The organism is Methanofollis sp. W23, assembly GCF_017875325.1.
In the GTDB taxonomy this organism is placed as follows: domain Archaea; phylum Halobacteriota; class Methanomicrobia; order Methanomicrobiales; family Methanofollaceae; genus Methanofollis.
The window spans coordinates 1,303,723-1,315,424 of the sequence record NZ_JAGGMN010000001.1 but is presented as its reverse complement, the minus strand read 5'-3'; the positions used below and the strand labels follow the sequence as shown (position 1 = coordinate 1,315,424).

The window sequence follows — 11,702 nt, the reverse complement described above, 5'->3', positions numbered from 1 at the left end:
TATGAACGAAACAAAGAGTATATTTCTAATCCTGCTCCTCTGCGCATGTTTCGCAGGGGTGCAGGCCGCACCGACCGACTCGGTGTATGTGGTAAAGCTTGGAGACAACGGCACCACGGTGCTCAATGAGACGACCGTCGACTACCAGTGGATGGAGACGAACCTCCCTGTCCTCGGCGACGGCGTGACCCATTACTACCATCAGGGCCCGGTCTTTGCTGAAGACAAAGAGACCCAGTGGGACAGGAACGAGACCACCAACTTCAAGGACCGCGGGGCAGTGAAGGGGACTGACCTTGCCGACCTCTGCGACCTGGTCGGTGGGATGGAACCCGGCGACGAAGTGATGATCAAGGCGGGCGACGGGTACCATATCGAGTTCGGGTACGAGAACGTCTATGAACCCCAGCCGCGCCAGGGCCCGATCGGCATCTGCTGGTACAATGGCGAGGACGCCGCTGTCGGTGAACGGCAGGGTGTCGGCTATCCGTCTGACTATCATGCCGCCATGCGTCTGGTCTTCTTTGCCGACAACTCCACCAACCCTGAGGGCAAACATGTCTTCGGGAACCAGGATATGCGCGAGTGCTTCCCGCCCGAACGCCTCCACCTCTTCAACAACCTCTACCCCTCTACCTCAGGCTATACCGTGAAGTGGATCGACGAGGTGCGGGTCTATGAGGACGGCTACGGCGGGGCCAAGAATGTCCCTGTCAAGTCACTCCAGGGCTCTGCCTTACCTGAGACGACCGGGGTTCCGGCGACCACAGAACCCACAGAGAGTCCGGCACCGGTCTTCGGGCTGCTGACCGGACTTGGTGTTGCCGGACTGGTATGGAGGATGCGCCGATGAAGGCCCGTATCATCCAGTGCCTGGCCCTCGTTGCGCTCGTCTGCGCGGCGGCCGCAGTCTGCGGGTGTACCGGGACGAACGATCCTGGTGCTCAGGTCGAGGACAAGGTCGCCTGGAACCTCACGCTCACCGACGGCACGCAGGAGAAGGTGCTCACCTTCGATGAGGTCAAGGCACTCCCTGCCTGGGAGGGCTATGGCTATGCGGTCTCCACGGTCGGGATCAAATACGGCCCCTATACGGTGAAAGGTGTCCCTCTCACCACGCTCTTCGAGCAGATCGGTGGGTTTGAAACCGGCGACCAGGTCGGGATCTCGGCGCCTGACGGCTACTACTGGGTCTTCGACGACGAGCAGGTGGCCGGGAAGGGGTTTGTGACCTTTGACGAGGATCTCAAGGAGAAAACCTCGCCAGACCTCACCCTGGTCCTTGCCTACGAGTTCAACGGCACGGCGGTCCCAGAAGGGGATGGCGGCCCGCTGAGGATCGTGGTCGGCACCGACGACCCTGGCACCATCACTGAAGGGAGCGCCTGGGTGAAGTGGGTGGACACGATCGAGGTGGAACGTTCATGAGGGGCCTCCCCCTCATGCTCCTCCTCCTTGCGGCGGCGTGCGTCCTGACTGCCGGGTGTACCGGCGGCGACGACGCACCCACCACTCTCCGTGTCGTCCCGGCCGGGAGTCTTCTTCTTCCTATGGAAGAGGTGGAGGCCGGGTTTGAGGCCTCCCATCCTGGGGTGGATGTCCAGATCGAGGGGCACGGGTCCATCCAGTGCGTGAGGCAGGTGACCGACCTCCACCGCGCCATCGACGTGGTGGTGGTCGCAGACGAGGCACTCATCCCTGATATGATGTACCGCCCGATGGAGGAAGGCGAAGGGAACTACACCGACTCGTACACCACCTTTGCCACCAACCAGGTGGTCGTTGCCTATACCAACCACAGCCTGTATGCCGACGAGATCTCCAGCAAGAACTGGCATGAAGTCCTTGCCAGGCCAGACGTCGTCGTCGGGATCTCGAACCCGATGCTCGATGCCGCGGGCTACCGCTCGCTGATGGTGACGACGCTTGCCGAGGACTACTATGACAACGACACCATCTATGACGCCATCCTCGGCGACTATCTCAATCCCGCACCAGAGGTCTCTCAGGACGGGGACGCCACGGTGATCACCCTCCCTGAAGTCCTCAAGGCAGAGGGCGAGAAGGTCCGGGTGCGGGACGGGAGCATCTATCTCCTCTCGCTCCTGGACGCCGGCGGAGTGGACTATGCCTTCGAGTACCTGAGTGTCGCCGAGGGGCATGGCCTGAACTATGTCACCCTCCCGACCGAGATCGACCTCAGTGCTGCGGCATATGCCGACGACTACAAGAAGGCAGTGGTGAAACTTGGGTTCCAGCGGTTCGGGTCCATCGGGAGCGAGCGGATCGGTAACCCGATCGTCTATGCGGCGACGGTCCCGAACACCGCCCCGCACCCTGACCTTGCCCATGAGTTCATGGACTACATGGTTGCAGAGTTCTCTGAGGGGCATGGCGAAGGCTGGCCTTCACCCCTCTGAACATTTTTTTCTGGGAAGGCATATGGCAGACCGCCGTGTGTCTCTTTTTTTCAGGCCCTATAGAATCCGGCATGAACCCCCGGCCCACGCATACATGATTGAAACATGGTCGTGGGTCTCCAGGGTGTGTGGATCTGTGCCCGCCCCTTCACACAGGACACCTTGTGAGACCGCCGCCTCATTGCCGCCCCGCCCCTCTCTCCGTCTCCGGTGCGAGACATCAGTGAAGATGCTACGCTGAGGGCGCCCGATAATTCTGAGAGCGTTTCTGTAGTCCGTATGTCTGGTGTGGAGGATCCTGGCGAGGAGAAATCATCATACAAATCTCCCTGGTCGATCGTCAGGGCCGTTTTCATGGTAATCCCTCGCCACTTTTTGGCGCGAGCGTGACCGCCCCGCCCCGCCTTCCCCGCCACACGAGAGGTCGAGGACGGCCCTCCCTTTTCAGGGACTTCGAATGGATGACCGGTATGAACACCCGCGACCTTGAGAAGGTCAAACACCTTCGAGCGGCGAGTCCCCCCGTACTCGCACTGCAGGGACGCCCTTTCACAGAGTCAAAGACCATTTTTGATCCCTGAGAGGGTCCACGCCGTGACTACGTCCGGGATGGCCTCAGGGCCTGTTTCTCGAAGGTGCTTCCATATTCATGAGCGCTGTCCTGATGTCATGCAGTTGTCAGGGGGATGGTTCCGCATTTTAAGCAGTTCTCCATTCTTTCTTTTTACATTATGCTTCTCTCCAGAGATCAGGATTATTCAAAGAAACTATATGGGGGAACAGTGATTATTTCTCTATATCAGGAACCAGATCCACCACCAGGTCAGTGCCTGAAATGTACCCAGGAACACATTGATTGATACACTATGAGCGAACGAGTTGTTGTCCAGGCCCCTGAACTCACCAGGTTGCATACCCTGCTCGATGAAGCCGGCGACCTTCTTGGTCTCCCGTCGTCTCTCCTCACTCTCGAAGGCCGTGAGTGCGTGTCTGTCGGGGAGGCACGAGTCTGCTCTGAGTTTCACAGGAAACATACGGCCAGTGGGAGGGAGTGCAGGAAATGTATGGCAAAGGTCGGCACCTATGCCTCATCTCGGAGTTTTTTCGTCTATCTCTGCCCCTATCATCTCTGGCGGATCGCCGTCCCGGTCACCATCGGGGAGCGGCATGTGGCGACCCTCCTTGGACCCCCGTTTTTCCGTTCAGAGAATGAGCCGAAGTCTGGATATTTCCTGAGCCTGGCGCAGCGGTATGGATATCCTGTCAGGGACTATGAAGATGCCCTTGCAGAGGTCTCGGTTCTCTCTGAGAAGGAGGTCGAAGAGGCCAGGAAGAAGTATATCGTCCTTGGCCATTTCCTCTCCCATAACCTCACCCACCTCCACCGGTCCATGACCGAGGCGGCGAGACGAAAAAATGTGGAAGAGCGTCTGAATCGCCTGGAAAATAATCTTCGGGCAATCTTTGAGCATGCAGGGACGGCGATGGCGATGGTCAGGGAGGACGGAGCCCTGATCCATGTCAACACCCGGTGTGGTGAACTCCTTGGCGAGGACAGAACTCACCTGATAGGGCGGCGCTGGACCTCGATATTTCTGCCTGACCAGCAGCATGTCCTCGACGAGTTCAACCGGTGCAGGAAGGGGGGTGCGGCGTCTCCTTCTGAGGGGTGCGAGGCGGTGATCAGGCGGGCCGATGGCGAGGAGATCGACGTGCTCCTGACCGTGGGCAAGATCTCTGAGCGGCCCCTGTACCTGATCTCCCTGGTCGACCGTCGCAGGCGCTGAAGGTGCAGGTGGGACTGGGACTTTCGGGTCTGCAGATACCTTCACCTCTTCGAGGTGCACCCCTGACTCGACCGCCTTCCTCGATGCTCACGTAGGTGGGCGTTGCCCCCGGACCCTGGATGGAGATGAGACCAGGAAGGCACAATCAACAACCATGTGGAGGGGATTGCCGTCCCCTGCCTATTATCGCTTACGCGGGGGGTTCAGGGGGCAACATGTCCCCCGTCGAAGAGCACTGTCGAGAGAATTTCTACACAACCGTCTCTCCAAGAGGTCATCTCAAAACTCTCCTGTCTTCCCCCCTCTGCCAAAAGATAAAGAGAGATGATAGTGTCAAACTCTCCTCTCTTTGTAGCGTGTACATCCATTCATCATCTTCTTCTATCTTTTCACCGGGTGTTCTGCCGCCCGACCTCTATCTTCGTCGTGGGGGGGTTCCGGGGGGTCTCCCCCCCGGCGAAAGAAACCAGGAGAACATTCTTTAGTCTCTATACATGTGGGGCGGCACGTCAGATCATCATGCCTTCTTCGAACAATCGCCCTGGGGGCGCGGCTCCCCCAGACCCCCTGGATGAAGATAGGGGCAGGAAGGCGCATGTGATGATGCAGAAGAGGGGATTACCGTCCTCCCCCCTCTCTTCTGTGGGGGGGGACCGCGGGGCAGCCAACCACCCGACGGAAGATCTGTGCTCAGAATTTCTGGAATGAAAGGTTTTGATCCAGACGAAGATTCATGTCAGGATACTTTTGGGATTTGCTCCAGGTTTGCATGAGGATTCGATCCCCTCAAGTATCCCCTCTGACTGATACCCACAGGACAAGATCCAATTTTGGCTCTGTAGAGTTCCTCACTTTTCGTGGGAAGAATGCGTGTCATCCGCCTACCCATAGTTTCCCTCCGGAGGCTCTGCCCCGGACCCCTGGGAAGAAGATAGGGGGGAAGGCATCATGGGCGACTATGGCAAGAGTGCTGCCCTTCTCGCCCTCTCGTGTCGCGGCACGCCCCCCCCTCCAGAGAGATTCATTAAGAGGATTTCTACAGAGCCGTACTTTCGGCTCTGCAGAAATTCAGGTTCCTGTCCGTGTGCGACACACACTCTCGCGTCCAATGGGCGGGGTGGATGGGGACGCAATTTTTGAAAGAGTGGGCATGCGGGTGAAAAAAAAGGAGAAGAGATGAGATGGACTCAGGCGACGAGCAGTGCCCGTCCCACCTTTTTCTCACCGGTGAGGAGGTCGAATTCAAGGGTGGCGGGTTCAGGCCTCTCGGGCGTAAAGAAAAAGTCGCGCCACCGCCCCCTGTACTTCACCTTCGCACTCAGGTCGAACCTCACCCAGAGACTCTCAAACCCCTTTGGAGCCCTGACCAGGAGGTAGAAGTAGCGGATCCCCTGCAATTCCTCCACCTCGGTCCTCTCCAGGTCCCAGTGTCCCCCACTCTGGCCGGTGTCGAAGTGAGCGGTGACCTTTGGGACAAGCCTGGAGTACTCGACTCCGGTCTCGATCGTCCCCTCGAGCCCGGCGGTCACCCCGACCATTGGGACCAGTTCCAGTGAACCGGTGAGCCCCATCGTACTCGTCTCCCTGACGATGTCCGAGACCAGTCTCGGGTACATCGCATAAACCAGGGGTGCGTTCTTTTTTCCGTCCTGACGCAGGGCAACCCCGAATTCTGCCGAATGGAGGGCCGTCTCTTCACTCACAGGATGGAGTGAGCAGCAGAGCCTGACAAGGAAAAAGTCGTACGTCTCCATATCGGTCCTGACAAAGGGGTCAAGAACCTTCCAGTCGTCCTTGTCCAGGAGCATGGCAAGGTTCCTGGTCTCCGGCACCCCGATGACCGCGACCGGAGACTCTTCCCGTTCTGACACCGCCCTGAATCTCCTGGAAAACCCGGCCTTTTCATCCTCAGGTGCCGGGACAAGAAAATCGGCGGCAAGGATCTCTCCCTCTGTGATATGTGTGGTATGTCTTCCAAATGCCTGCTGCATGATACATCCCCCAGGTCTCCTTGCTGGCTTCTAAGATATAAGGGGATGGGGGTGTCACGAGGGGGAGGTGCAGGGAAAATCCTCTCAACGCGGGAAGAAAAATATGTAGAATCGACGTTGTAGTCCTCCTCGCCAATGCTTGAAGTCCGCCTGACCCATGTGCCTCCCTCCTGTCGCTTCGGTTTGGAGGGACGATCAGGTCTGAGGGAGTTTTGGGATATGCTCCATGAACATGATCCTGAAGCTTATCTCTTTGGCTCTGTAGAATCGGGCATGAACGTGGGGTTCAAGCATACATGATGAAAATTTCTCGTCACGTGCTCTCTTTCTCTCTCTTTTCAAGAGAGGAGAACCGGTGGGGATCGTGTTTCATCGCCGCCCCCACCGATCTTCGTCGTGGGGGGTTCCGGGGGGTTTCCCCCCGGCGCGAGATGACAGGGAAGATTCTATGATCAGGGCGGCACATCGGATCATCACGCCTTCCCGCAACACCATGTCGGGGGCGTTGCCCCCGGACTCCTCACGACGAAGATAGGGCAGGGAAGGCAGAGGCCTGATCATTCGGAAGATGTATCCGAAATCTTCGTGTCAGTTCAGACGGTGTTTGGTGGACTCAAATCATTATGGAAACCTGGAAAGGCGATCTTCTGGATCATTTTCATGGTAGATCGTCTTGATGAATCTCTCTGGCGGGGGGTATGCCGCCCCCCGAACCCCCCGCCCCCTGATAGGTCAAGGACAGCGGCACTCTCTTTATGGTTATTTATTCTGCCTTCCTGATCCTATCTTGTTCTTGGGGATCCGGGGGCAGAGCCCCCGGCCAAAGAGGCGGGACGGCGGGTGACACACATCTCCCCCACACAAAAGGTGAGGGTTTCTACAGAACTATCTCTTCGGGTTTTTATGAGAGTTTGAAATCCCCAAATTTCACTGATGGCGATACGCAGAGGATGGAAAAATCCTACGAGTGACCGACCGCCCCAATTGTTGAATTTTCATCGCCGTCTCGCACTGAGGGCTCTGCCCCCCTGACCCTCTGCGGATGGTGATTGGCAGGGGTTCGCATCCCCTCTTCACGATCATCACGCTGCCTTCCCGACCCACTCTTCATCCTGGGGATCCGGGGGCAGCGCCCCAGGTGCGGCGGTGTGGGAAGGGATGAACCCATAGGGACACACCGAAAAGGGGAGGATCTCCTCACCATATTTACTGCTTTTTGGGATGAACTCCATGAAAATGATCCTGACGATCAATCGGGGAGGTCTGTATGATGATTTCTCCTTACCGAGATCCTCCATGCCTGATATACGAACTACAGACACCCTCTCAGAATGATCGCCCACCCTCAGCGCAGCACCGTCACTGTCGTCTTGCGCCGGGGATCTCCCCCCGGCGAAAGAAAGCATGAGAAAGTTCTTTAGTCTATATGTGGGGCGACACGTCGATCTGTCTGCCTTCTTCGAACACTCTCTCCGGGGGCTCCGCCCCCGGACCCCCGGCGAGAAGATAGGGTCAGGAAGGCACAATCAATCGCCATGAAGAGTTCAATGCCGTCCACCGCCTCTCGAATCGCGCGGGGGACCGGGAGGTGGCACCCCCCGCCAGAGATACCTGTCCAGAGGATTTCTACAGAGCCAAAATTTTGATTATTCCCGGAGAAAGCGTGCACCGATCGCCTTTCCTCATTCTCTCGCCGAGGTTACTTGAAGACTCTCGTCTTCTCGTGTTCGCTCCGCTTATATCTGGAATATCAGAGATGCCCAGAAGATTGAAGATCGTCCTCTCAAGTGAATGTCTCAAATATTCTGTGCACGAAAAAAATAGTTCATATTTTTTCTTCACAGGAAATCTCCGACCGCCTGCGTTTTCAAGTTCGCTCCTGCTCGCAGCCGCCGGACCTTTGGGGTGGCGACTGGGGGGGAAGGCGGACTCGAGATATTTGCCGGAGACGATGGTGCCGTCTTTGGCCAATGTGAGAAAAAAATGTGACGCCAGGGAGGAGGCTCAGGCCCCGCCTGTGGAGGAGGGTGCGTCGTCCTGCTGCGCCTCGGTCTCCACACCCTTCTTCCCGCCGCCGACGACTGCGAGGGCCGCCGGCATGATGATGATCGCCCCGATCAACGAGAACCCGACGGCGATGACGGTCGTGACCCCGAAGTTGGCGATGATCTGGAAGTTCGAGAGGACCAGGGCCGAGAACCCGCACGCGGTCACCAGGCCCGAGACCGTGATCGCCGTCCCGACCTTCTGGACGCCCTCGCGGATCGCCCGTTGTGGGTCGCCGTGCTCGCGCATCTCCTCGCCATAGCGCTCCATCATCAAGATGGTATATTCTGAGGCCACCCCGATGGTCATCGAGCCCAGACATGCGGTCATGGGGGTGTAGTTGATCCCGAGCACCAGCATCCCGACGGCATTCCATCCCACAATACAGACGAGCGGGATGATCGGAGAGACCGCATACCTCTTCCTGTAGACCAGGACAAGGTAGGCGAAGATGAGCGCAAACCCGAGGTACGTCATCTCTGCCTTGCTCTTCGCGATGTTTGCGATGAGCGAGGTGAACATATCATAGTCCCCGGTCGGGTCCACCTCGATCCCTGGCGGCGGGCGCATCCACCCGACGTCGGCCATCACTTCCTTCTTGACCCGGTCCTGGGCGCCCATCTCCATATCGATGGTCGCAAGATCGATGACTCCCGCGGTATGCCCTGAGAGATAGCCTTTCAGTTCTTCCTGGGGCACCCGTGCGAGGGCGGCGTCGATCCCTGCCTGGTCAGAGGGGAGGACGCCCCCATTGTATTTTTTGATCAGCGTCGCCGCGCTCGTGACGCCGGTAAGTTCAGGATGGCGGGAGAGCGTATACTCCCCGAACCGGTCCATCCAGACGATGGTCTCGTAGTCGTCCACCCCCTCGCCCTGGACCAGGAGTGGGAGGGGCCTGACCGCCCCGACCATCCCGGTCACCTCGTTGAGAGAGAGTTTGGTCGGCATCTCAGGCGGGACAAAGGTATTCTGGTTGGTGTCGATCGGGATCGAAGAGTCGGCGACCACCCCGCCGTACGCCACGAAGGCGGCGACAAGGAGAACCGGGACCGGGTTCTTTGCGATCTTCCCGGCGATCTGCGAGAGGACCCCGTCGTACTTCTCCTTCATCTCCACCGCACGCCCGGACGCCGCAGGCTTTGGTGTATAGTTCCGCAGCAGCGCATAGGCCGGGAGACCGAGGAGCGTCACCCCATAGCAGCAGGTGATCCCGATGAGACTGACGATCCCGAAGGACTTGACCATCGGGACCGGCGAGATGAACATCGCGATGAACCCCATCGCGGTCGCCGCCATCGCCACCAGGATCGCCGGTCCTGTGCGGATGATGGTGGTGCGCACCGCCTCAGGCAGGGGCGAATGGCGGCACTCCTCGTCCAGGCGCGCCTGGAACTGGATCGCATAGTCGATCCCCAGACCCAGGAGCACCGGGAAGGCTGCCACCACCCCGATGTTGAGGTTGATCCCGGCAAATCCCATCACCCCGAAGGTGAGGATCATCCCGACCGCCACCAGGAGTGCAGGGAGGAGACGGTGACTCATTGAGGCGAAGAGGACGGCAAGGGTGACGCCCATCAGCCCCATCGCCGCGACGATCAGCACCGCCAGCGAACCAGAGAGTTCGTCCTCCATCTGCTCGTCGAAGGCGGTGTTCCCGGTCACCTCGATCGAGACGCCTGCAGGAGGTGACTCGCTCTCGATCACCGACTGGACGCTGTGGAGCACGCCGCGCGAGACGTCGGTCGAGACTCCCTGCTCGACATCGACGAGGACGAGCGTGAGGATGTTCGAGGGGAGGAGCCGATCCTTGAGGTCTGCAGGGAGGTGACCGAGGAGCATCTCGGCCTCGGCCCTCGAGCCTGGGAGTCGTCCATGGTTGATGCCCTTCAGCACGTCAGGAAGTCCTTGCGCCGAGTCTACATGGCGGACCTCCCGCACCTCGGTTTCCAGGCGGTCCAGAAAACTGAGGAATTCGGGGTCGAGGGGGTCGTCGCACTTGACCAGCAGGACGGCATTGTCTGAGAGGAAGTGTTCGGTATAACTGTCATAGAGTACCCCTTCCCGCGACGACTTGTCGAGATAGGTGTCTGACCCGGTCTCCATCGAGACGCCGGTCATCCCGACGATGCCGAGCAGGAAAAGGCAGAGGAGGAGCAGGGCCACCTGACGGGGGTACCTGACGAGGACCGAGGCCACTCGTTCAAAGAACATGGTCCCTCCGTGGGGGTGTTACCCGGTGATCCTGGTGTCTGGCCATTGAATTCACGGTAAGAATTTTTCTTCTCCAAGGTCTATGCACTTTTCGAAGGTCCGGGGTATGGAGGGGTGAGGGCCGGGCGCCGACCGCCAGACTGATATGGCCACACTCGAATGGGAGAACATGGACGACCTCCCTGACTACAATGCACTCTGGCGGGCGGCGGTCGAGGCGCGGCATGGGGAGGAGCGCGATCCCGGCGCCCGCTGGGACAAAAAATCCGTGGCCTTCGACCGGGCGGCCCGCGCCGACGGGGTTCCGGTCGAGTGCTGCATGATCGGTGTGAGGCCGAACGAGACGGTCCTTGACATCGGCGCGGGGACCGGGCGGCTCGCGGTCCCGCTTGCGCGCCAGGCGCGCCATGTTACCGCCCTCGACCCATCCGGGAAGATGCTCGAGCGGCTCAGGCGGCATATGGAAGAGGCCGGGCTCTCCAATTATGTGGTCCTCAAGGGGCGGTGGGAGGATGCGGAGGTCGAGAGCCACGACGTGGTGGTGGGCGCGAATGTCCTGGGCTTTGCCGATCTCCGTGCGGCCCTCGCAAAGATGGACGCCGCCGCACGCCGGGTGGTCTATCTCTTCTGGCACGCGGGGGAGTGGCGGGAGCCTGACGAGATGGCCCTGTACAGGGCGGTTTTTGAGGAAGAGCACGTCGGCTACCCTGACTATCTCTGGGTGGTGCATGTCCTCCACGAGATGGGGATCTATGCCAATGTCACCATCTACAGGACCGAGCATGCCGCCAGGTACGACTCGGCCGATGAGGCGGCGGCCTCGTGGTGTCGTCTCCATGAGGTGCCTGAGGGACTCGAGGCGACGGTGCGGGCGCATTTCGCGCGGGTGCTTGTCCCCTTAGAGAGAGGGGGATACATTCTCAGGCGGAGGAGGAGGATGGCGATGATCTGGTGGGAGAAGGGGATGGGGTGAGGGATCTTCTCTGTCGTCTCCATGATGTCTGGATCCGTACTCCCCACATGACTGATAAGCAGAGGACAGGTAAAACCTCTGAACGATCAGCCCTCTGCCTTCCCGCTCCTATCTTCATCCCGGGGGTCCGGGGGCAGCGCCCCCGGCACCGATATCTGGAAAGGCCTGATGATCAGAACGTGCCGCCCGCATCGAGATCTTTTTCCATCGTCTCGCACTGGGGGTTGCACCCCCGGACCCCGCCGGAGAGAGGAGAGGTGGGGGCGGCGATGAG

Annotated in this window: 9 protein-coding genes; 5 read left to right on the top strand and 4 right to left on the bottom strand. The window is 59.3% G+C overall.

Annotated features, from left to right (window positions below; translation table 11 throughout):
• The first annotated feature begins 1 nt into the window (after position 1).
• From J2129_RS05555 to J2129_RS05540, 4 genes are all read left to right on the top strand, one after another.
• On the top strand, positions 2-853 hold the full coding sequence (locus tag J2129_RS05555) for an argininosuccinate synthase (RefSeq protein WP_209629925.1): 852 nt from the start codon (positions 2-4) through the stop codon (positions 851-853).
• Positions 850-1,428 carry a molybdopterin-dependent oxidoreductase gene (locus tag J2129_RS05550; protein ID WP_209629924.1) on the top strand — a complete coding sequence of 193 codons (579 nt, stop codon included), beginning with the start codon at positions 850-852 and terminating at the stop codon, positions 1,426-1,428. Before J2129_RS05555 ends, J2129_RS05550 begins: the two co-directional genes overlap by 4 nt.
• The gene (gene wtpA, locus J2129_RS05545) at positions 1,425-2,420 is read left to right on the top strand and encodes a tungstate ABC transporter substrate-binding protein WtpA (protein ID WP_209629923.1); all 996 of its coding nucleotides are present in this window, start codon (positions 1,425-1,427) and stop codon (positions 2,418-2,420) included. Before J2129_RS05550 ends, wtpA begins: the two co-directional genes overlap by 4 nt.
• Positions 2,421-3,286: 866 nt before the next feature.
• A complete protein-coding gene (locus J2129_RS05540; protein WP_209629922.1) occupies positions 3,287-4,207 on the top strand; it encodes a PocR ligand-binding domain-containing protein in 921 nt (306 codons plus the stop codon).
• A gap of 203 nt (positions 4,208-4,410) precedes the next feature.
• On the opposite strand, the gene J2129_RS05535 is transcribed toward J2129_RS05540, so the two are convergent.
• The 4 genes from J2129_RS05535 to J2129_RS05520 all read right to left on the bottom strand — a co-directional run bounded on the left by J2129_RS05535 (position 4,411) and on the right by J2129_RS05520 (position 10,455).
• Positions 4,411-4,575, bottom strand: coding sequence for a hypothetical protein (locus J2129_RS05535; RefSeq protein ID WP_209629921.1), 165 nt, complete (start codon positions 4,573-4,575; stop codon positions 4,411-4,413).
• An 819-nt stretch (positions 4,576-5,394) separates the two neighbouring features.
• Entirely contained in the window at positions 5,395-6,198 is an 804-nt protein-coding gene (locus J2129_RS05530) for a hypothetical protein (RefSeq protein ID WP_209629920.1), read from the bottom strand.
• Positions 6,199-7,280: 1,082 nt separating this feature from the next.
• The gene (locus J2129_RS05525; RefSeq protein ID WP_209629919.1) at positions 7,281-7,604 is read right to left on the bottom strand and encodes a hypothetical protein; all 324 of its coding nucleotides are present in this window, start codon (positions 7,602-7,604) and stop codon (positions 7,281-7,283) included.
• A gap of 598 nt (positions 7,605-8,202) precedes the next feature.
• Positions 8,203-10,455 carry a hydrophobe/amphiphile efflux-3 (HAE3) family transporter gene (locus J2129_RS05520; RefSeq protein ID WP_209629918.1) on the bottom strand — a complete coding sequence of 751 codons (2,253 nt, stop codon included), beginning with the start codon at positions 10,453-10,455 and terminating at the stop codon, positions 8,203-8,205.
• Positions 10,456-10,600: 145 nt separating this feature from the next.
• Between J2129_RS05520 and J2129_RS05515 the strand changes: the two genes are divergently transcribed.
• The gene (locus J2129_RS05515) at positions 10,601-11,428 is read left to right on the top strand and encodes a methyltransferase domain-containing protein (protein ID WP_245320639.1); all 828 of its coding nucleotides are present in this window, start codon (positions 10,601-10,603) and stop codon (positions 11,426-11,428) included.
• The last annotated feature ends 274 nt before the right edge of the window (positions 11,429-11,702 follow it).